The organism is Paraclostridium sordellii (assembly GCF_000953675.1).
Classification (GTDB): domain Bacteria; phylum Bacillota; class Clostridia; order Peptostreptococcales; family Peptostreptococcaceae; genus Paraclostridium; species Paraclostridium sordellii.
Map to the genome: position 1 here is coordinate 1,087,403 of NZ_LN679998.1, position 22,041 is coordinate 1,109,443.

General features: G+C 26.6%; 21 protein-coding genes. 20 read left to right on the plus strand and 1 reads right to left on the minus strand.

Translation table 11 applies throughout. The annotated features are described in order from the left end of the window. Nucleotides 1-89: 89 nt before the first annotated feature. The gene (locus ATCC9714_RS05320) at nt 90-902 is read right to left on the minus strand and encodes a MurR/RpiR family transcriptional regulator (protein WP_057544667.1); all 813 of its coding nucleotides are present in this window, start codon (nt 900-902) and stop codon (nt 90-92) included. A 230-nt stretch (nt 903-1,132) separates the two neighbouring features. On the opposite strand from ATCC9714_RS05320, the gene nhaC reads away from it, so the two are divergent. The 20 genes from nhaC (at nt 1,133) to ATCC9714_RS05420 (ending at nt 21,971) form a co-directional block, all read left to right on the plus strand. After that, nucleotides 1,133-2,545 (plus strand): Na+/H+ antiporter NhaC, encoded by a 1,413-nt coding sequence (gene nhaC, locus ATCC9714_RS05325; RefSeq protein ID WP_057544668.1) that lies wholly within the window; start codon nt 1,133-1,135, stop codon nt 2,543-2,545. A 60-nt stretch (nt 2,546-2,605) separates the two neighbouring features. Continuing rightward, entirely contained in the window at nt 2,606-3,610 is a 1,005-nt protein-coding gene (locus tag ATCC9714_RS05330) for an asparaginase (protein WP_057544669.1), read from the plus strand. Between the two features lie 426 nt (nt 3,611-4,036). Then, nucleotides 4,037-4,486, plus strand: coding sequence for a DUF4177 domain-containing protein (locus ATCC9714_RS05335; RefSeq protein WP_055332066.1), 450 nt, complete (start codon nt 4,037-4,039; stop codon nt 4,484-4,486). Nucleotides 4,487-4,806: 320 nt separating this feature from the next. Then, entirely contained in the window at nt 4,807-6,687 is a 1,881-nt protein-coding gene (locus ATCC9714_RS05340) for a hypothetical protein (RefSeq protein WP_057544670.1), read from the plus strand. Between the two features lie 137 nt (nt 6,688-6,824). Continuing rightward, nucleotides 6,825-7,016, plus strand: coding sequence for a hypothetical protein (locus tag ATCC9714_RS05345; protein WP_021128481.1), 192 nt, complete (start codon nt 6,825-6,827; stop codon nt 7,014-7,016). A 156-nt stretch (nt 7,017-7,172) separates the two neighbouring features. After that, nucleotides 7,173-7,901: a hypothetical protein gene (locus tag ATCC9714_RS05350; RefSeq protein WP_057544671.1), complete on the plus strand. Its 729-nt coding sequence runs from the start codon at nt 7,173-7,175 to the stop codon at nt 7,899-7,901. A 116-nt stretch (nt 7,902-8,017) separates the two neighbouring features. After that, complete coding sequence (locus ATCC9714_RS05355) at nt 8,018-8,752, plus strand: NERD domain-containing protein (RefSeq protein WP_057544672.1); 735 nt, start codon at nt 8,018-8,020, stop codon at nt 8,750-8,752. 218 nt (nt 8,753-8,970) lie between these two features. Next, the gene (locus ATCC9714_RS05360; protein ID WP_057544673.1) at nt 8,971-10,050 is read left to right on the plus strand and encodes an SH3 domain-containing protein; all 1,080 of its coding nucleotides are present in this window, start codon (nt 8,971-8,973) and stop codon (nt 10,048-10,050) included. Between the two features lie 14 nt (nt 10,051-10,064). Further along, a complete protein-coding gene (locus ATCC9714_RS05365) occupies nt 10,065-10,739 on the plus strand; it encodes an ABC transporter ATP-binding protein (RefSeq protein WP_021128477.1) in 675 nt (224 codons plus the stop codon). A 12-nt stretch (nt 10,740-10,751) separates the two neighbouring features. After that, a complete protein-coding gene (locus ATCC9714_RS05370) occupies nt 10,752-11,912 on the plus strand; it encodes an ABC transporter permease (RefSeq protein WP_057544674.1) in 1,161 nt (386 codons plus the stop codon). A gap of 26 nt (nt 11,913-11,938) precedes the next feature. Continuing rightward, nucleotides 11,939-12,133: a hypothetical protein gene (locus tag ATCC9714_RS05375; protein WP_021123704.1), complete on the plus strand. Its 195-nt coding sequence runs from the start codon at nt 11,939-11,941 to the stop codon at nt 12,131-12,133. Nucleotides 12,134-12,359: 226 nt separating this feature from the next. Further along, nucleotides 12,360-13,031: a response regulator transcription factor gene (locus tag ATCC9714_RS05380; protein ID WP_057544675.1), complete on the plus strand. Its 672-nt coding sequence runs from the start codon at nt 12,360-12,362 to the stop codon at nt 13,029-13,031. Then, nucleotides 13,019-14,089, plus strand: a complete 1,071-nt coding sequence (locus tag ATCC9714_RS05385) for a sensor histidine kinase (protein ID WP_057544676.1) — start codon at nt 13,019-13,021, stop codon at nt 14,087-14,089. Before ATCC9714_RS05380 ends, ATCC9714_RS05385 begins: the two co-directional genes overlap by 13 nt. 62 nt (nt 14,090-14,151) lie before the next feature. Further along, nucleotides 14,152-15,585, plus strand: coding sequence for an ABC transporter permease (locus tag ATCC9714_RS05390; protein ID WP_057544677.1), 1,434 nt, complete (start codon nt 14,152-14,154; stop codon nt 15,583-15,585). A gap of 8 nt (nt 15,586-15,593) precedes the next feature. After that, a complete protein-coding gene (locus tag ATCC9714_RS05395; protein ID WP_057544678.1) occupies nt 15,594-16,271 on the plus strand; it encodes an ATP-binding cassette domain-containing protein in 678 nt (225 codons plus the stop codon). Between the two features lie 156 nt (nt 16,272-16,427). Beyond that, nucleotides 16,428-17,480 (plus strand): YHYH domain-containing protein, encoded by a 1,053-nt coding sequence (locus ATCC9714_RS17840; RefSeq protein WP_057544679.1) that lies wholly within the window; start codon nt 16,428-16,430, stop codon nt 17,478-17,480. A gap of 475 nt (nt 17,481-17,955) precedes the next feature. After that, complete coding sequence (locus ATCC9714_RS05405; protein ID WP_021123716.1) at nt 17,956-18,828, plus strand: sulfite exporter TauE/SafE family protein; 873 nt, start codon at nt 17,956-17,958, stop codon at nt 18,826-18,828. A 36-nt stretch (nt 18,829-18,864) separates the two neighbouring features. Next, nucleotides 18,865-19,173, plus strand: a complete 309-nt coding sequence (locus ATCC9714_RS05410) for a hypothetical protein (protein WP_021123717.1) — start codon at nt 18,865-18,867, stop codon at nt 19,171-19,173. 260 nt (nt 19,174-19,433) lie between these two features. Beyond that, complete coding sequence (locus tag ATCC9714_RS05415) at nt 19,434-21,368, plus strand: FUSC family protein (protein ID WP_057544680.1); 1,935 nt, start codon at nt 19,434-19,436, stop codon at nt 21,366-21,368. Between the two features lie 123 nt (nt 21,369-21,491). After that, a complete protein-coding gene (locus ATCC9714_RS05420; protein WP_057544681.1) occupies nt 21,492-21,971 on the plus strand; it encodes an LURP-one-related/scramblase family protein in 480 nt (159 codons plus the stop codon). Nucleotides 21,972-22,041: the final 70 nt, after the last annotated feature.

Sequence of the window (22,041 nt, forward strand, 5' to 3'; positions counted from 1 at the left end):
TAAAAATATTTAACACACCATATTATACTAAAAAATTCTTATAATTTAATATAGTTATTTTAGGTATGATAGGAAATAAAATAATAAAATTAAAAATCACTACTATCTTCAATTAACATAGCCAAAATTGATGTAAGAATATTTATCAAAGCAGTAGGTAATAGCCATGAATTATAAAATATCTTAGTCCTAGTATTGCACATTAAAATATTATCCGTACAATCAGAAACAGGACAATTTAAACTATCTGTAAGTAAAACAATATCACAATCATTATTTCTAATATTTTCAGCAACACTTTTAATTGAAAAATAATAATTAGGGAAGCTTAAAAATATAGAAACATCATCTTTAGTGACTTGCTTCATTATATACTCAACTTCCTTCATATCTGATAAATCAACTAATACAACATTTAAATTTAAAACATCAAGCCTTACCTTAAGAAAAGAAGCCAGTGTCTTAGAAGCATCATGTGCAAATAGGTATATTATATGCTTTTTATATATAAGTTTGGCTATAGATAATATACCTTCTAAATCAACTGAGTTATAAAAGTTAATCATTTTATCTAATTCTTCGCTACAAATATTTTTTAGATAATCTATCTTAGAGTTATTATCTGTTATTTCAGATGGAACTGAATATGAAGAAACAGAGTGCTTATTAACTAGAATTTGATTATAATTTCTAAATGCTTCTTTTAAATCAATGAAACTATCAATTCCTATTCTTTTACAAAACTTTAATATAGTAACTTCAGAACAACCTATTTTTTTACTCAAGGTAGCTAGTGAAACATAACATATATCAGATGGCTTATCAATTAAATAGTCTGCCACATTTTTTTGTTTATTGGTTAAAGAACCATAATTACTTTTTATAATTTCTATAATATTCATTTTAAATGTATTAACTCCTAAATATTTGATATTGATTTTATTTTTTGAAAATTCAAAGTATTTACTTTAAAAACGATTTCATAGATGCTATAATAAAGTAAATACTTTAAAATTATACTTCTTAAAAAATAAAAATAAGTATAATTATTATAAGTTAACAGCCACAATAAGTAAAGGTTGTGACTTTAATAAAGTAGATAATAATAATTTTTAAGGGGAGATTGAGAATTATGAGAGAAAAACAGATACCGACTTTTGCTTATTCATTGTTTACGTTACTTAGCTTAGCAACATTTATGGTTTTGGGGGTTACAGTTTTAGGAGTTCATCTAAATGTTACGATGTTTTTAGCGTGGATACTAATAAATGTTTTTGCTCTAAAGTTAGGATATACATATCAAGAGCTAGAAACTAAAGCATTAGATACCGTAAGAAATAGCTTGCAAGCAGTAGTTATAATGTTAGCTGTTGGAGCATTAATAGGAGTTTGGATTGCATCGGGGACAGTTCCAACGATTATATATTATGGAATTAAAATAATAAATGCAAAGTACTTTCTAGTAACATCACTTCTTTTATGTGCTATAGTTTCTATGTTTACAGGTACTTCATGGGGAACTATGGGAACAGTTGGTGTTGCACTTCTTGGAGTTGGGACAGGGCTTGGAATACCAGCAGGAATGACAGCAGGTGCAATTATTAGTGGAGCTTGGTTTGGAGATAAACTTTCACCTCTTTCAGATACAACTAACTTTGCAGCTGGAGTAATGAATGTTAATGTATTAACACATGTAAAGCATATGCTTTATACAACAGTACCAGCACTTATAGTATCTACTATAATTTTTCTTTTCTTAGGGTTTAAGGTATCTGGAACAGCAGATTTTACTTTAATAGAACAAATCTCTCTAGGTTTAGCAGATAACTTTAAATTAGGTTTTGTAACACTTTTACCAATGGTTATAGTTATTATAATGTTATTAAAAAAGAAATCTCCAGCACAATCAATTTTAGCTGGTGTTATATTAGGAATATTAGTAGCAATATTTTATCAAGGCTTTGAACATACCTTAGTTTTTGATAGTTTTTATAAAGGATTTGAAAAAGAATTTAAGTTAGAATTTTTATCAACACTTTTAAATCGTGGTGGAATGAATAGTATGAACAGTACAGTTCAAGCTGTTATATTTACAACTGGTATTGGTGGAATGATAAAAGAGATAGGAATAATAAATGTACTTGTTTCAAAGTTTGCACAAAAGATTAAATCAACTGCTGGGTTAGTTGCAAGTGCCATGGGAATAAGTTATTTATCTATAGGGCTTACTGGTTCACATTGTTTTTCAGCTATAATGGTTCAATCTACTATGCTAGATTTATTTAAGTTAAAAGGTCTTAAACCAGAAAATGTTTCTAGAATATGTGAAGACTGTGGAACTATTGGAGTAACAATTATTCCTTGGGGAGTTACAGCAGTGTTTATAATGAGTACTCTTAATATTTCTTTTGCAGAGTATGCACCTTACGCATTTTTATGTTACTTATGTCCAATATTTTCACTACTTTGTGGGATTACAGGAATAGGTATGGCAAGATACACTGAAGAAGAAAAAGAAAAATTAGAATTATGTAATCAGGTATAAAATTCGATTTGCTTTAGTTTAGAAGTTGTAATTTTTTAGTATACAAAAAGGAGAGGTATTATGGAAGTTTTAGTAAATACATATCGTGGGGATTTAGTTGATCTTGTTACAACAGGTTCTATTGCTGTTGTAGATTCAAAGGGAAATTTAATTTATTCAGTGGGAGATCCATATGAAGTAGCATATGCACGTTCATCTGCTAAATTAATGCAGGCAGTAGTTCCAGTTTTATGTGGGGCAGTAGATGAGTATAAAATAAATGATAAAGAAATAGCTCAAATTTGTGCATCCCACTCAGGGGAGAAAATTCATGTTGATACAGTTAGAGATATTTTAAATAAAATACATTTAAATGAAGATTATCTACAATGTGGAGAGCATTATCCTTTTAAAGAAGATGTAGCAAAGCTTATGAAGGAAAAAGGAGAAGAGCCACTAGCTGTTCATAATAATTGTAGTGGAAAACATGCTGGAATGTTAGCAACAGTAAAGTATCTTAATGAAGATTTAGATACATATTACAAAGCTAATCATCCACATCAAATAAGAATTATAGAAATGATAGGAAATCTTTGTGATTATAATCCAGATGATATAGGAATAGGTCTTGATGGATGTGGTGTTCCTGTTCATGCCCTACCTTTAAATAAGTTTGCTTATGGAATGGCACGTATGGTTGATCCTTCTAGTCTTGATGAAAAGTATAGAGAGCCAGTAACTAGGGTTGTTAATGCTGTTATGAATAATCCAGTACATGCTTCAGGTTCAGATAGAATAGATTTTAAAGTAATGAAAAAGTATCCAAATAAGGTGGTTGTAAAATCAGGAGCAAATGGATATTTTGGGGGAGCAATACCTGATAAGGGAATAGGATTTGCTATTAAAACTAATGATGGATTATCACCTATGAGAAATGTTGTACTTATTGAACTACTACATCAGTTAGGTGTTATACCTAGTGAAGATTTAGATTATTTTGATGATGATTATAATTTAAGAGTTTATAATCATAAAAAGGAATTAGTTGGTGAAAGTAAAGCTATTTTTAAGTTGAAAAAACATTAGTAAATATAATATTTTAGTAAACCAAGTGTATATGATTTTTATCTTAAAACATCATGCAAAAGATTTCTTTAATATAAGGAAAAAAAGATTAGAAAATTCCTATAATTTTAAAAACTATAAATTTTGATTGATGAGCTTAATTGATAAATACATAGATTTAAACAAAATAAAATAATTATTTAAATAAATCGACAAAACTAGACAAAAAAACATCTACAATCATGTTAATATAATAATGTAAAAATTTGGAAGAGGAGTTTTTAAAATGAATAATTATTTTAAAAAAGCTTATGAATATTCATAATACAAACAAATCAATTAATTGAAGGAAGATCGCCTTTTTAAGTATTTGATAACAATACATATGAAAACTGAAAATATATAGGGTTTAAATTTAAAAGTGATTAAAATTATAGGAGTGTATTTATGAATAATCAAAATGAGCATGAAAAAGAAATTGAAGAATTAACAAATAATGATGAGTTAATAGAAAAACCTAAAAAGAAAAGCAAGATTAAAGAAGCAGTTAAAAGTAATAAAAAGTTTACAATTTTAGCTTCATTATTGTTTCTAATAACAATAAGTCTTTTTATAATTGCTGGAAAAAGTGTAACTGCACAAAAATGGGATTATAAAGTGGTTGAATATTATTCAGACCAAACAGGTAGAACAGGATCAGGTGCTTTAAATCCATCAACTGTTAGTATACCAGAAAATGAATTAAATGAATTAGGAAAACAAGGTTGGGAATTAGTATCTTCTCATATAGAAAATGAAACAGCATACCCTAACTTTGGTAACTCAGAATATGTTACTGGACTACAACCAAATGTTAGACCTCAAAAAGTAGTTCTTTTATTTAAAAAGCCATTATAAAAATTACATAATTAAGATATTATTTATAGATTTAAATATATAACAAAGGTAAGAATACATAGAATAAAATATATATGTATTCTTACCTTTGTTTTTTATTTTAGTTTTGAACAAAATTTATTTAAAATGAACAATATGATTGAAACGATAACATAAAACTTGAAAAAAAAATAAATTATGTTATAAAATTATTATAAGGAAATAGAGGAGCAATATGAACTACTTAATAGGAAAAAGAATAAAATATATATTTACAAATCTAGATATTACAAAATAAGAAATAGATGAAAAATTAGATATATATAAGAAGGGGGATTAAAATGGACAATATAGATAAAAAAATAAGTTTGATAGATAAGTATAGTTATGATATTAAAACTAACTTTACTTTTCATATAAAAGGAAGTATTCCAAGTAAAAAAATTGATAATGCTTTAAATTCTTTTGCACAAGGAATGGATAGAAAAAGTATTATAGGTTTTTATGATACTACACTTAGGGGCAATGGTAAGGAAGGTTTTATTTTTACTGATGATAAAATTTATTACAAAGAGGTACTAGAAAAAGGTAAAAAAATTTGGTATGAAGATATTGAGAGTGTAGAAGTAAAAAATACACATAAGAAAAAAGATTGTGATAGAGAATTAGAAATTAAAATGAAAGATAAATCTATTATAAAGTTTACCTCATGTCATTTAAATAAAACACCTTTATGTGAGTTTTTAAATGAAATAATCAAAATGGAATCAGAATGTAAAACTAAAATTGAATACTCTAAAAAGTATAAGGATAATGGAGCGATTTCTGCAGGAAATTCTATAGGTAACTATGGTACAGTGAATAAGATATTTGATGAGGAAAGATTTAATGCTTCAAAAGGTCATGGTTTTGCTGCTGAACGAGCAAATCATTTATATGACAAATTAACAGGAAAAGATGCTAAGATATTAGGCGATTCTAACATTAAAAATGGAGCAGATAGACTGGTTAATGGGATAGAAATTCAATCAAAGTATTGCAAAACAGGTTCTGACTGTATATCAGAATGCTTTGAAAATGGCAAGATGAGATATACTATAGAAAATGGTACTAAGCCTATGCAAATAGAAGTTCCATCAGATAAATATCAAGATGCTATAAGATCAATGGAAAATAGAATAAAAAATGGCCAAGTTCCGGGTGTTACGGATCCAAGTGAAGCTAAAAATATAGTTAGAAAAGGCAATTTTACGTATGCACAGGCAAGGAATATAGCCAAAGCTGGTACTATTGAATCCTTAACTTATGATTCTGTTAATGGTGTTATTATTGCTAGTTCTTCATTTGGAGTAAGTTCTATAATTACATTTGCAAATTCTATTTGGAATGGGGAAAACTTTGATACTGCAATTAAAAACGCTACTTATTCAGGGATAAAGGTTGGAGGAACTGCATTTATTACATCGGTATTATCTAGTCAATTATCTAAAGCAGGGTTAAATAGTGCATTAGTAGGAAGTTCCGAAACTATAGTAAGAATTATGGGACCAAAAGCATCTGCAGTATTAGTAAATGCTTTTAGAAGCGGAAGTAATATATATGGTGCAGCTGCTATGAAAAGTGCAGCGAAGCTATTAAGAGGAAATATTATAACTGGAGGAGTAACTGTAATTGTTTTATCATCATTTGATATTATTAATATATTTAGCGGAAGAATTTCAGGAAAGCAATTATTTAAAAATATTACAAGTACAATAACAACTGTAGGGGGAGGTACTGCAGGATGGATGGGTGGAGCCGCTATTGGTTCTGCAATATTTCCTGGAGTTGGTACTGTAGTAGGTGGGTTGATTGGGTCTTTAGGCGCAGGAGCGATGTCAGGAAAGGTTACAAGTTCAATACTGAATGAATTTGTTGAAGATGATGCAGATGAAATGGTTAAGATAATAGAAGGCAAGTTTTCAGATTTAGCAATTGATTATTTGCTTACAAAAAAGGAAGCAGAAAAGAGTGTTGATTCATTAAAAGAGATACTAGATGGCAAAATGCTTAAGGATATGTATGCTTCAAGTGATAGATTAAAATTTGCACAAGATTTATTACTACCTATTATTGAAAAAGAAGTTAGTAAGAGAGAAATAATTAAAGAACCAACATATTTACAGATGCAAGAAGGATTAAAGGAAGTATTAGAAGAAATTTATGATGTAGAAAATATATAAATGAAAATTTGATTAAAGCTTACAGTATAGGAAAGATATATTTTAATGAAAATATAATTAATATTGAAATCTTAGTGAAAAACTTCAAATATCAACTAAATACCGTACCTCGTATTTCACGAGGGAGGGGGGATAGCTTGGAAGAATTAATGAGATTAATAAGTAGAAAGTTTTTAAAAGACACAGAACTACTGCAACTAGAAGATAATGAAAATGTATTAGAATGTAAATACACAAAACCACACAACGCACATTATAACGAATACGAAGTAACAATAAATAACAATGGTAATATAGAAAAACATTTAGTTTACCTAAAGCACAGATAAAGAGTAGCAATAGCTACTCTTTTTTATTTAAAACTTAAATGCACAGTTAAAAATAGTTAGATTTAAAATTAATTGGTAAAATATTACAACCTACAACAAATTTCGACAAGAATATATTGTATAATTTCATAGAAGTGACACTTAAGGAGGACATAAATGATAGAAAAATTCAACTCAATGAGTAAAGGTAAAAAAATAATAGTAGGAATAATAGGGGTTATGTTTTTTCCAATACTATTAACACTAATAGGAATAGACATATTAATTGATGGAATTAAGAATAAAGACAAAGGAAGAATTACCGGAGGATCATTTATAATTATAGCTTTGATAATTGTGATGATAAATATAAGTAACGATCAATCAAATTCAAATCAAGAAGTAGAAAAAGTAAGTGAAGAAACTAAAAATACATTTGAACTTAGTGATGGAATGTACAAAGTAGGAGAAGATATAGATGCAGGAGAATATCTATTAGTAGGGGATGGACCTTACGCTTATTATCAAGTATCAAATGACAGTACAGGAGACGCTGAAAGTATAATATCAAATGATAACTTTAGTACAAATAGATATCTAACAGTAAGTGATGGACAATACTTACAAACAAAAGGTTGTAAAATAGTAAAACCAAGTGAAATAGTATTAAATATGGATGAGGCAAATACTTTAAAAGATGGAATGTATAAGGTAGGTGTTGATATACCCGCTGGAGAATATAAAGTAACGTCAAATGAAGCTACAGGATATGTGGAAGTTACTAATAGTAGTAATGGAAATATAAATGAAATTGTATCAAATGATAACTTTGAGGGAGAAAAATATGTAACAGTATCTGAAGGACAATATTTAAAATTAGCCAATAATACTGAATTAATAAAATAAAAGGGTGTAGACGATTAAGTCTACACTTTTTTATTAAGCAAAATTGAAAGAAATCTAACTAAATGATATATTTATAATATAAAATTAAACTCAACAAAATCAAGGCGGGGATGAAATTGATAAAAACAGTACTAGAAAAATTTTTCTACAAAGAAAAACCACAACCAATACCTCAAGAAATAAAAAACACTATAAAAGGAACTTTTGGAGAAGTAAGACAAGAATTTAAATTAGAATACTTACCAAGAGAAAACTACAAGGTAATAAACAACATAATAATACCAAATAGACAAGCCACTTCCCAAATAGACCATCTAGTAATATCTAACTATGGAATATTCGTAATAGAAAACAAAAATTATAGTGGAAACATCTATGGAAGCGAATATGACAAAACCTGGACGCAAGTAATGGGAAAGTACAAAAATAAATTTTATAACCCACTACTTCAAAATTATGGACACATAAAAGCTATAGAAGAAATAATAGGTATAAACAAACACATATATTCAGTAGTAGTATTTAGCGATAGAGCAATACTAAGAAAAGTAGAAATAACAAATCAAAGGAACATAAAGGTTATAAATGAAATAGACCTTTTAAACCTTATAAAAGAATATAAAGAAATAGTACTAACAAACTCGCAAGTAAATGAAATAAGAGATAAAATATTTGAAAGCATGGCTACAGTAAGTCAAAGTAACATAAGCCATGTAAAAAATATAACTACACAACTAGATTCAGATTCCTGTCCAAGATGTGGAGGAAAGCTAGTTGAAAGAAAAGGACAATATGGAGACTTTCTAGGATGTAGCAACTTTCCAAAATGTAAATATACAAAAAAATTATAGATAAATAAAAAGAGCTATATTTAAAAGTATTAAATCACTTTTAGATATAGCTCTTTTTTATAGAAGATTTACTAATAAACATTAGATTAACATTAAGGTGCTATACTCATTTCAAAGCCAAGGAGTTATATAAACAAAAAGTAACACTTTATATAAAACAGTAGAAATCAATAAAAGGCAATCATGATATGAAAAATACTTAGGGAGGATAAGATATTATGAAGAAACCAAAAAAATTTATGGTTATAACAGCAGTTTCATTAAGTTTAATAGGTGGAGTAGGGGCCTATACAGGATTAAATAATAAGGCTCAAGCAAATCAACCACAAGAAATCAACCAATCAATAAATACAATAAAAGTTGAAAAAGGTGATATAAAAACAGTTGTTGAAGCTGGAGGTAAGGCTTCATTAAGTGATGAGAACAATCCAAACTCTATAACAATAACATTATCTGCAAATCAGTACGATATATCTAAGCTACAGGTTAATCAAAGTGTTGAGATAAAATCAAAAGCATTTCCAGATGAAATTGTAAATGGAACTATAACTGAAGTAGCTAACAAAGCAAATGAAGGCGATAGTCCTACATATACGGTTAAAGTAGAAGTATCTAAGCCAATACTTGAATTAGGTGAAATAACTTACTCAGAAGTAAGCGTTAAAAAAGGACCATCTAAAGAATATGGTAATGTTACTAAGCTAGAAAAAGAAAATAAAGTTAAAATACTAGAAAAGAAAAATAATTGGATAAAAATTAGAATGGAAGATAACAGCGAGGGTTGGGTACCAAAAGATTCTGTTAAGACAAATGGATTAGAACAAGAGAATATAGAATCAAAAATATCTAAAAATGATGTAAATATTAGAAACAGCAATTCATCAGGAAGTAAAAGTCTTGGAAAGCTAGTACAAGGTGAAAAAGTTAAAATAATAGATAAAAAAGATGACTGGTACAAGGTAGTAGTTAATGATGAACTTACAGGATGGGTACAAGAGAGCGATTTAGCTTTACAAAAATTAAAGGATGGAATGTCTGTAACAGGAACAATATTAGTTAGTGAGAAGAAGGATATATTAAAGGTCCCTGTATCAGCAATTCAAAAAGATGAAAAGGGATACTTTGTAACTATGGCAAATACAAACGAAAAAAGATATGTAGAAGTTGGAGAAAGTGATTCAGAAAGCATAGAAGTTACAAAGGGACTTTTGGAAAATGACAATATAACTATGCAATCATTTGTATCTCCTGCCCAAAAAGAAAATTCAGGTTCAAAACCTGATACAGCAATAGAATAAAGAGGTGATAATTTATGAGTGATTATGTAATACAGGCTAGAGATTTATTAAAATCTTATAGCATAGGAGATGAAAAGATAACAGTTTTAAAAGAAGTTTCACTAGATATAAAACAAGGAGAATTTGTATCTATAATAGGTCCATCAGGTTCTGGTAAGTCAACTTTTATGAATATTATAGGGTGTTTAGATTTAGCTGATAATGGAGATTACATACTGGACGGTAAAAGTATAACCTCTTTAAGTGAAGATGAATTAAGTGCAGTAAGAAATAAAACTATAGGATTTATATTTCAAAACTTTAACTTATTAAATAAATTATCAGCTTTGGAAAATGTAGAACTTCCTCTTATATATCAAGGGAAAACTCCAAAAGAAAGAAAAGAGATAGCAATAGATTGTCTAAAAAAAGTTGGATTACAAGAAAAAATGAACAATAGACCTAATCAATTATCTGGTGGACAACAACAAAGGGTGGCAATAGCTAGAGCATTAGCCACAAATCCAAGAATACTTTTAGCAGATGAACCAACAGGAGCATTAGATAGTAAAACAAGTGAAGAGATACTTGAAATATTAGAAGGTCTAAACAAAGAAGGTAAAACTATAGTCATGATAACACATGATATGGATATAGCAAGAAATGCTAAAAGGATGATAAGAATAAAAGATGGTGAAATTTTTGAATAGGAGGTGTCGTATATGAATCTTTTTCAAATAATTAAGATGGCACTTGGAGAAATCAAAGCTAATAAATTACGTTCATTTCTTACTATATTAGGTATATCCATTGGTACGGCAAGTGTTATTCTATTCGTTACAATATCTATGGGTAGTAGACAGAGTATGTATAAAAGCTTTGAAGCTAAGCCACTAGATTTAATAAGTGCAAGTATTTATGGTGATAAAAAAATAAATGAATTTGATATAAAGGCAATAAGAAGTAATGAAAATATAAATAATATATCTCCAGAAATAAGTGATTCTACAACAGTAAGTTATGAAAAGAAGGATAGTAATAAAAGTATAGTTGGAACAGATGAAAACTATGCAAAAATCAATAATCGTAAAATAAAAAGTGGAAGATTTATTATGCCAATTGACAATGATAAAACAACTAAGGTAGTAGTGTTAGGTAATAAAACTGCTAATGAATTATTTCCAGGGACAGATGCAATCGGTAAAACAATTAGTATTAAGTCAATACCATATAAGATTATAGGTGTATTAGATAAGGTTGATGAATCTTATGATAGCCCAGAAGATGATACTATATACATGCCTTATAAAACAGCTCAAACTGTTTTAGGCCTAAGTGATATAACTAAGATAAATGTACAAGCAAGTTCACAAGATAATGTAACTGATGTAATGAAAGCAATAAAAGCTCATTTTACAAAAAAAGGTATGAAACAAAATGATTTTTATGTGACAAGTAATAAAGAAATGATAGATTCTATGAAGTCAATGGATGCTATTATGGACCTGATGGTAGGAGCAATAGCAAGTGTATCTTTATTTGTAGCAGGTATAGGGATAATGAACATGATGTTAGTATCTGTAACAGAAAGAACTAAAGAAATAGGTATAAGAAAAGCACTAGGATCACCTAGAAAATTTATATTAGTTCAATTTTTAGTAGAATCTCTAACTATAAGTTTTATAGGCGGAATAATAGGAGCATTAATTGGAATATTTGGATCAATGCCAATTCTTAGTTCAATGGGAGCAGAGTTTTATATAGCATGGGATGTAGTTTTCGCATCAGTAGGATTTGCTGTATTTATGGGAGTAGTATTTGGTATATCCCCAGCAAATAAGGCTTCAAAATTACAACCAATAGTAGCTTTAAAATCAGAATAAATATTTTAAATAAAAGGAGAATAAATATGAAATTAAATAAAAAACTATCTGTAGCATTAGTAGTATCAATGGTAGCACTTAGTGCAGTTGGATGTGGGAGTAAAGACTCAAATGGAAAAGGAATGGAGCCGACAGAAAGTGAAATAAAGAATATGCCAAAAATGTCTGAACAAGAGATTCAAAAAGGTCTTGAAGATGGAACTGTAATACGTGAAAAATAAAACTTAGCTAATAAATAAGCCTAATATATTTAAAATATATTAGGCTTATTTTTTTACACCCAAAACAGCATAGATATTGTAACTAATTGATATACAAATACTTTAAAAAGGGTATTTAATTATAGACTATAATTATGATTAATATATAATAGGAAATAATTATAAAGTATTGTTAACATTCAGTAAACATTTATAATATATAATGTTTATCTTAGGAGATGATTATATGAGAGTATTAATGATAGAAGATAATAAAGAGCTTGCTTGTAATGTAAAACTAGGACTTGAAAAAGAAGGTCTAGTAGTAGATATTGCAAATAACGGAGAAGATGGAGATGAAAAAGCATTTATAAATGATTATGATATTATATTATTAGATTTGAATTTACCAGATAAAGATGGAATAGAAATGCTAGAATTTTTTAGAAAAAATAAATTAAATACTCCTATAATAATAGTTACAGCTAGAGATGGAGTTGGTGAGTTAGCAAAAGGACTAGACTTAGGTGCAGATGATTATATAATAAAGCCATTTCAAATTATAGAACTAAGAGCTAGAATACAAGCAGTAATAAGAAGATTTTATGGAAGAACAAACCCTACTATAGAAGTAGGACCTTTGAGTATAAATCCATCTTCGAGAAAAGTATATGTCTACGGTAATGAAGTGAAGTTGGGAACTAAAGAGTTTGATATATTAGAGTATATTGCAAGTAGAAACCCAGATATTGTATCAGGAATTGATATAGCTGAACATGTATATGATGAATATTTTGATCCATTATCATCTGTACTTAGAGTACATATAGCAAGATTAAAGAAAAAACTAAAAGAGGTTTCAGGAAAAGAGATACTAATAACTACAAGAGGCATAGGTTATTCTATATGCGAAGAGTAAGAGATAAAACAGCAATAGTTTTAGTTGCTTACTCAGTTATATCTTTAATCATATTTATATTTGGGGCAAGTTATATTGTAGATTTATTTGGAACTAATGATTTAAGAAAAATAAATTCAGAAATCTATCCAGATATATATACAGAAACTAGTGAATATACTTTGTCTACATCAAATGAAGATAAAGTTAAAGATACTCAATTAATGGATAGTTATAAAAATAAGTTCAATAGTAAATACATTCTAGTTATAATGCTGTTTTTTATATTTACTATTATATCTAATTTATTATTATTATTTATTTTTAAAAAATTTGATATTAAAAATAGACGAGAGATTGCAAACAACATAAAAAGTATTGAGGATGAAGAAGAAATTCTAACTCTAGATCCAATTATGTCTAAAGTATATAAAGAATTAAAAGATAAGTTTGATTCTCATATTGAAGATTATAAAAGATTAAATTCTTATTTATCTCATGAGCAGAAAAATGCTATTTCAATACTTAGAACTAATTTAGAAATAAATAAAAATGATGAATTAATCAATATACTCGATAAGGTAACAGATAATATAGAAGATGTACTTGCAATAAGTGATGTAAAAAGTGATGATGAAATGTATGAAATTGATATAGCCTTAGTATGTGCACAAGTATGTGACCACTATAAAAAGGTATACGATAAAATAAGTTTTAATTTTGAAGAAGATGAAAATATGAATATATATGGAAAAGAAAAATGGATTTATAGAGGAATATCTAATCTTATTGATAATGCTATAAAATATGGTGAAGGAAAAGAAATAGATATAAATGTTAAAAATGAAAAGGGAAGCGTAATAGTATCAGTTAAAGATAATGGAATTGGAATGAGCAAATCTAGTATGAGAAAAATATTTGACAATAGATACAGGGTAAATGAATTAAACAAAGATGGATATGGGATAGGTCTTAGTTTAGTTAAGCATGTATGTGATTTATGTAATGGATTTGTATGGTTAGAAAGTGAAGAAAATAAAGGCTCAACATTTTATCTAGTATTCAAAGAATTTAAATAGATAATATATTTTAAAATATTAAGTATATGAACTAGAAATTATGTTTAAATAGGAGAGATAAAATGTATAGTTTAAAAATGATAATTAAAGATTTAATAAAAAATAAATTACGTAATTCACTTAATATAATAATAATGATAATAATTATATCTTCAGTCTTAATTTCAGAAATAGTAAATGTTAGTACAAATATAATTTTATCAAGTTATAAGAAAAAATTTGAATCAGAAGTACAAATTATTGTAGATCAAGAAAAATTAACTGATAGTTCATTTAATAAACTATTAAGTCAAAGCAAATGGATAACGTCTAAAGAGTATTTGAATTTTTCAAAATCTAAATATGTAAAAAAAGCATTTTTTACAGGTAATATGGCTGTAAACATCGAAGAATTAAATTTTAAAAAAGATAATATTAATCAACGAATAGAATATGACGTTAAACAGCCATCAAGTGATTTAATTAAAAGGAAAATACAGTCTCAAGATGAAACATTAGATATTTCTAATGATACTTCATTTATAAATGGATTTGTTAGGGGATACTCAAATGATTATAAAGATATGATACCTAATATAAATATAAAAAATGGTAGTATGTTTAAAAATGATAATGAATGTATAGTAAGTGAATCATTTTTAAAAGAAAACAAATTTAAATTAGGGGATAAAATAACAATATCAAATGGAAAAGATAACGAAAAATTAGTATTAAAAATAGTAGGTTCATATGAAAAGTCAAATAAAAATTTTAATGAAAATGAGATTACAGCTTTAGATACAGGAATTAATAATGAGGTAATAACTACTTATAACACATTAGCTAATTATGATAATAATTTAAAGTCTCCATACCCTCTTGTATATACAAATGCTAAATTTATATTAAATAGTTATAAAGATAGATCAAAATTTGAAAAAGAGTTAAGAGAAAAAGGGTTAAGCAATTTATATAAATTTGCTATAGATGAAAATACATACAGAAAAGTTATAGAACCTATAGAATATGTACATAACATATCATTTATATTTACCTTAGGAGCATTGATACTAGGAGCATTGATACTATTTATCATATCTATGTTATCTACAAATAATATAAAATACGATATAGGTGTTTTTAGAAATTTTGGGATACCAAAGTTAAAAATAGCAAAAAAATTCTTATATCAAAGTATATTAATGACCTTTATATGCTTAGTAATTGGAAGTGGAATTTGTGTAGTTTCAGTTAAACCTGTTTCAAATTATATTTATGAATACCAAAATCATGTTGATAAAAATATAGATATTACTTTAGATAAAAGTGTAGTATATAAGGATTTAAATAATACTGATACAAAAAAAGAAATAGATAGTATTAAAGTAAAAATAGATAAAGACTTTATATCAAAAATTATAATTTTAAGTATTTTATTAAGCTTACTTACAAGTATAGTTGCTATATACAATACTATAATTTATAAACCTATAGAAATAATTGATGATAGAAATTAGGTGAATTAATGACAATACTAAAACTTGAAGATTTAAAATATAAATTTGAAGGCAGTAATAGATATATATTAAAGAATATTAATATTGAATTTGAAAAAGGTAAAATATATTCAATAATAGGTAATAATGAATCGGATAAAAGTACACTATTGTCTATAATAGCTGGATTAGATGTATGTACAAGTGGAAATATATATTTTAAAGAAAACAATATAAAAAATTTAAAACTAGATTTGTATAGATTTAATCATGTAGGAACTATATTTAAAGATTATAATTTTTTGAAAAATGTAACTGTTATTGATAATATACTTATATCTATGGATTTAAAAAAAGGTACGGAAAAAAATAAAAGACAACTGATTTATGATATTATGGAAAAATTAAATATAGACAAAGAGAAACTTTTTTATAAATCTAATAAATTATCTTATATAGATAGTATTATGCTATCTATTGTTAGAGTAATAGCCAATGATACTGACATTATAATAATGGATAACATAACTGAAGATATTGATGAAGAAAATGAAATTAATATAATGGAAATTATGTCAAGATTAGCTTATGAAAATAATAAGTGTATAATAATTTCAACGAATTCAAAAGTAGTAACTTCCTATACAGATGAAGTATGGGGTTTAAGTAATGGGACTTTAATGTATATAAAAGGAAAAGAACATTAAGATAAAAAAGAGTTATTAAGTTAATGATATAAATTAACTTAATAGCTCTTTTTTAAAATCCTAAATGTCGAAAAATGTAAAATAAAAAAACTTAAATAATTATCCAAAAAATGGTAAAATAGTTGAGGCAAAAAACTAGAAAGGATTTATCAAAATATGAAAAAAAGATTTATAATATTTGCATCAGCACTTATGATATGCTCTCAAGCTTTAATAGTAGATGCACATCCAGGAAGAACGGACGCATCAGGAGGTCACAGAGACAATAAAAACAGATCAGGATTAGGTCCATATCATTATCACTGTGGAGGACACCCAGCACACTTACATACAAACGGATGTCCATATCAAGGTGGAGGTTCAAACTCATCAGATGAAAGTTCAGCAACTTCTCAAGGCTCAGGTAGTTCTAATACTCAAACACAACCAACTGGTCCATCAAAAGAAAGTATAGAAGAAAAAGGAACAAACAATGGATATAATGATGGTTATCAATTAAATACAAAAAACGAATATGGTTATACAGGAAGTTACGAATCAGAATATAGACAAGCCTATAACGAAGCTTATCAAAAGGGAAAATTAAAAATTGAAAAAGAAAAGTCAGAAGCATCGCAAAAAGGATATAAAGACGGAAAAGAAAATAACCACGATAATACATATACACAAGAAACAGTTGTAAAAGCTTACGAGGAAAGTTATTCTAGAGGGAATGAAGAATATAAAGAAAACAAGAAAAAAGAATATGAATCCCTTGGAATAAAAGATTGTGAAGAAAATAAAAAAATGAGAACATTTGAAGATAATGTAGACTCTTTATATATAGATGCTTATAAAAAAGCTTATGAAGATAGACATATAGAACTTAAAAATGAAGAATTCAAAGCTAAAGGCTACACAGATGGAATTATAAATAAACCTAACAAAAATATAGACGAAAAATTTAAAAATAGCTATGAAGAAGGCTACAAAAAAGGTAATGAAGATAGAGAAGAAATGCTAGAGTCTGCTTATAACCAAGGCTATGAAGGTGAAACTTTAAAAATTGATAAAAAGTTTGAACCAATAAAATCAGAAATAGAATCAAAGTACAATGAAGGTAAAAAAACAAGTAAAAATGACAAAGTAGCAGTAGCTGGAATAATAGTAGTTGGAGGAGCAGCTGGTTTTACAATTTATAAAAAGAAAAAATCTAAAAGAAATGCTTAATAGATTAAATAGAAATCATTAAAGTATAATTAACATATTCAATCTTAAAAAATTTAAAAAGAATAAAATATTATTACCTTGGTAATTATTAAAAGTGTTTGAAAAATTATTTTCAAACACTTTTTATTTTACTCAAATAGGATTTTAGATACTAAAATGAAGTGTCAAAAAAGAGACAATAGTCTGAAAATTGACAGAGATTAAAAATGCTTTGAAAATCAAGTTATTACAACTATACAAAAATAATTTTATATAAAATTTTAACAAAATGTCAGTATATAGACATTAATATATAAAAATTAAAAAATAATCTACAAAATTTATTACAAAATGCAAATGGAAAATGTTGAAAAATGACTACTCTTAGATAAAATATAAACAAGTTTAAAATGCAAAAAATGGCATAAAACTTGCTTTTTAACAATATATAAGGAGTAATTAAAGAAAAATATATTTAAAAGGGGAGGAATTATATATGATTAATGTAATAAGAATTTTGCTAGGTGCATTTACTGCCTTCTTTACTTTCAATTATGTAAAAGATGTATCAAAAGCAAAGGCTAAAAATGAGTTTGAAGACATACCTGCAATAAAGTCAGCAGCAACAGGATTTGTAACAGATTTTTTTGATACATTGGGAATAGGTTCTTTTGCACCTACAGTTGCTATGTTTAATGCTTTAAAAATGAATATTTCAGATAGATTGATACCTGGAACGTTAAATGTATGTCATACAATACCAGTTGTACTAGAAGCATTTATATTTACAACAGTTATAGAAGTTGACCCACTAACATTAATAAGTTTAATTGCAGCAGCAGTAGTGGGTTCCTATCTTGGAGCTGGAGTAATATCGAAAATGGATGAGAGAAAAATCCAAATAATAATGGGGCTTGCACTTGCAGTAACTGCAGTACTTATGTTATTAGCACAACTTGGATTAATGCCAGGAGGAGGAGTAGCTACAGGATTAACAGGAGCAAAACTTGTAATAGGTATAATAGGTAACTTTATATTAGGAGCATTAATGACAGCGGGGGTTGGATTATATTCTCCATGTATGGCTATGGTATATTTCTTAGGAATGTCACCAGATGTAGCTTTCCCTATAATGATGGGATCTTGTGCAATGCTTATGCCAATAGCAAGTACTAAGTTTATAAAAGAGAATGCTTATGCAAAGAAAACTTCTTTATTTATAACTATAGGTGGAGTAGTAGGTGTTTTAATAGCTGCATTTATAGTTAAATCAATGCCTATGAATATATTAAAATGGGTTGTTATATTTGTAATATCTTATACTTCATACACTATGTTAAGAAAGGCATTTTCTTCAAAAACAAAGTAAATTATGTTAAAATATGGGTATAGGGAGATGAATTATATGGACTACGACAACTTTTATATCCAAAATGTAGGTTTAATATGGGAAATCATAAAGTTATATGAAGGGGAAGTATTTAAAACCAAGATAGGTGTCCCATTTACTTACAAGGCATATACAGATTATATAATAATAAATGAAACCAATCAGACTATAAAAAAAGAATACTTTAAATTAGCTTGTAGGTTTATGCCAGATTTAGAGCTTAAAAATATTCAAAAGATAACAAGAGGGCCACAATATATTTATGCCATACTAACTAGTAATAAAATAAAGTCAAATATAGAAAATTTAGAAGGAAGCAACTAAGTTGCTTCTTTTTTTATATTTTAGTTTCAAAAATAAAAATAAATCAATAATATAACTTGTGTGCTTTTTAAAAATATTAAGAAAAAAACAATATTTTTAAAACGGTTTAATCTAGTGTATAGTGGATAAATATATAGTTGTAGTAAAAAAATATGCCCAAAATGTTTTAGAAACAAATTATTTTAATATAAAATAAAAACTGTTATAATTTAATATATTAATAAATTAAGATATATTAAAATAAGAAGGAGAGTTTTAAAATGAAAATTGACAAAAAGCAGATTATATCTACTACTATAATGTTTATAGTTATAGTTTTAGCTATAGTTGGTTTTAAATCTGTATTTGGAGATGCAAATACCTTAGTTGGTGTAGCTGGGATTACAGCTGCTTTATCACTTTTAGGAACGGACTATACCATAAATCCTATAAGAAATACTATAGGATTTATAGGACTTGAAGTATTACTTGGAGTTGGTGCTTACTTATCTTCAACTAATGCAGTATTAGGATTAATAATTACATTTATAGTAATATTTTTTATACTATATTCATTTACCTATAATACTAAAAAGCCTACATATGTAGCTTTTACCTTAGGTTATTTATTTATGCTATATACACCAGTAAGTTTAGAACAATTACCTCTTAGATTAGAGGGACTTGCATTTTGTGGTTTAGCTATAATGATATTACAGTTTATAGCTAATAAAAATAAACTTAAAAAAGGTTCAAAAACTATTATAAAAGACTCTATAAATATCATAGATAAAGAAATATCACTTATGATTAAAAATGAAGATTTAGATTCATTAAAGAATTTAAATGATAAAGTATACTCAAATGTAAGAAATTTATCATCAGATATATACAGAAGAATAGATAAAGATGTAGATTTGCCAATGAATCTTATGCAAGCTTTATTTGTAAGTAATTTTTTAGAAAGCATAAATTTAACTTTAGATAAAATAAGAAAAGATAAAGATTTTGATAAGGGTTATGAAGAATCTCTAAAAAATATTAAAAAATTATTATCAAATGTCAGTGATTTTATAGACAATAGCATAACTGTAGATACAATGACAGATAAAATAAAAGAATATCTAAATGAAAATAAAGATATTAACTCAAAATATTATTTAACTTATGAACTTCACGATGCTGCAAGTATTTTAAAACACGATTTAAATAATACAAAGGACGGGGACGTTTCAAAAGTTAGTAAAAAATACTTTTTAACTAATTTTTTAGGTAAATTAAATGAACTTAAAAATAATATGCACAAAGATTCACTTAAATTTACTTTTGCACTAAGAGGCGCTCTATTAACTAGTATAGGTGTATTTATAGTAAGTGCCTTTGATATAGAATATGGAAAATGGTTAGTATTTAGTTTATCTTCAGTAGTTCAACCATACCTTGAATCAGGTAAATTAAAAGGTAAAGATAGACTTATAGGTACTATAATAGGTTTATTAGTATTTGAAATATTATTTTTTATAGTAAAAGATCCATCAGGAAGAACTCTTATTATACTTGCTGTTGGATACTTAAGTAACTACCAAACAAGATACAGATATCAAATGATATGCACTACTATATCAGCACTTGGTTCAGCAGCATTATCAACTGGAAATATAGAAACTTTATCAATAGATAGAATTATATTTGTAATTACAGGTACTGTAATAGCTTTATATGCAAATAAATTTATACTTCCTTATAAAATGACTGATGTTACTAAAAATGAAGTTGACAAATCTATAAAATTGAATGAAAATATAGTTAAGAAATTGTATGAACTAGGTAAAACTAAATCAAATACAGATAAAGAATTAAAAGAACTTTTAGTAGTAAATGAGCTAATTAATAAAAAAATTGGAGCTAATAATGCAACCTTATTATCAGATAAAATTAATGACTTTTTATACAATCAACGCATATTTATGAATGAGGTGAGATTTTTAGTAAACAATTTTAGAAAGTTTAATAAAAGAGATGGAAACCATTTAAAATTATTTGAAGAAATAGATTTATTAAATAAAAAAGATAATATTACAAAAGAAGATGCTATAAACTATTTTGACCATATAAAAGATAATTTTAGCAAACTTATTTTAGTAGATATTATAGAAATAAAAGAGAATATACAAAACTCAAGAAATCTATTTGTAGAAATAGAAAAAGAGATATAAAAATAATAAAACCAACCTAAGAAAAGGAGTGATTTTTAAAATTACTCCTTTTTACTTATTTTAAGGAGATTTATATTATTTTAACAAAGTATAGTCAGTATAAAAATGAAAGGGAGAATTGTGATGAAATACTATATGAAATCTAAAATTTTTAAATTAAAAGAAGATTTTTGGATTATAAATGAGTATAAAGAAAAAGTATTTTTTGTAGATACTAAGCTTTTAACACTAGGTCTACGTTTTGATTTAATAAAAGATGATAATATTATATATTCAGTTAAGGAAAACTTACTGGCTTTTTTGGGAAAATACGAAATAATAGAATCTGGAAAAGTTATTGGACATGTAAGTCGTAAATTAACATTTGTAAAAGATAAATTAAAAGTAGATAGTAAATATGGAGAGCTTTTGATAAAAGGAGATATACTTGATTATAATTATAAAATTTATAAAGACGGTAAAGAAATAGCCACTATAATCAAAGAATTTTTCTCTATAACAGATAACTATTATATAGATATAGATTTTGAAGATGAAGCTTTTATATTAGCTTTAGTTGTAATTGTTGATGATGTTATTGATAAACAAAGAAATCGTAATTAATATTTAGATTAACCTCTTAAATTTGATTTGGGAGGTTTTTTATTTATATATTATTTAATAAATAATGTAT

Bases quoted from the DNA above. Each gene is read 5' to 3' on its own strand.
- ATCC9714_RS05390 (WP_057544677.1), top strand. From the start codon at position 14,152: ATGTATAGTTTAAAAATGATAATTAAAGATTTAATAAAAAATAAATTA.
- ATCC9714_RS05420 (WP_057544681.1), top strand. From the start codon at position 21,492: ATGAAATACTATATGAAATCTAAAATTTTTAAATTAAAAGAAGATTTT.
- ATCC9714_RS05365 (WP_021128477.1), top strand. From the start codon at position 10,065: ATGAGTGATTATGTAATACAGGCTAGAGATTTATTAAAATCTTATAGC.
- ATCC9714_RS05405 (WP_021123716.1), top strand. From the start codon at position 17,956: ATGATTAATGTAATAAGAATTTTGCTAGGTGCATTTACTGCCTTCTTT.
- ATCC9714_RS05375 (WP_021123704.1), top strand. From the start codon at position 11,939: ATGAAATTAAATAAAAAACTATCTGTAGCATTAGTAGTATCAATGGTA.
- ATCC9714_RS05380 (WP_057544675.1), top strand. From the start codon at position 12,360: ATGAGAGTATTAATGATAGAAGATAATAAAGAGCTTGCTTGTAATGTA.
- ATCC9714_RS05410 (WP_021123717.1), top strand. From the start codon at position 18,865: ATGGACTACGACAACTTTTATATCCAAAATGTAGGTTTAATATGGGAA.
- ATCC9714_RS05350 (WP_057544671.1), top strand. From the start codon at position 7,173: ATGATAGAAAAATTCAACTCAATGAGTAAAGGTAAAAAAATAATAGTA.
- ATCC9714_RS05385 (WP_057544676.1), top strand. From the start codon at position 13,019: ATGCGAAGAGTAAGAGATAAAACAGCAATAGTTTTAGTTGCTTACTCA.
- ATCC9714_RS05330 (WP_057544669.1), top strand. From the start codon at position 2,606: ATGGAAGTTTTAGTAAATACATATCGTGGGGATTTAGTTGATCTTGTT.
- ATCC9714_RS05320 (WP_057544667.1), bottom strand. From the start codon at position 902: ATGAATATTATAGAAATTATAAAAAGTAATTATGGTTCTTTAACCAAT.
- ATCC9714_RS05415 (WP_057544680.1), top strand. From the start codon at position 19,434: ATGAAAATTGACAAAAAGCAGATTATATCTACTACTATAATGTTTATA.
- ATCC9714_RS05395 (WP_057544678.1), top strand. From the start codon at position 15,594: ATGACAATACTAAAACTTGAAGATTTAAAATATAAATTTGAAGGCAGT.
- ATCC9714_RS17840 (WP_057544679.1), top strand. From the start codon at position 16,428: ATGAAAAAAAGATTTATAATATTTGCATCAGCACTTATGATATGCTCT.
- ATCC9714_RS05360 (WP_057544673.1), top strand. From the start codon at position 8,971: ATGAAGAAACCAAAAAAATTTATGGTTATAACAGCAGTTTCATTAAGT.
- ATCC9714_RS05370 (WP_057544674.1), top strand. From the start codon at position 10,752: ATGAATCTTTTTCAAATAATTAAGATGGCACTTGGAGAAATCAAAGCT.
- ATCC9714_RS05340 (WP_057544670.1), top strand. From the start codon at position 4,807: ATGGACAATATAGATAAAAAAATAAGTTTGATAGATAAGTATAGTTAT.
- nhaC (WP_057544668.1), top strand. From the start codon at position 1,133: ATGAGAGAAAAACAGATACCGACTTTTGCTTATTCATTGTTTACGTTA.
- ATCC9714_RS05335 (WP_055332066.1), top strand. From the start codon at position 4,037: ATGAATAATCAAAATGAGCATGAAAAAGAAATTGAAGAATTAACAAAT.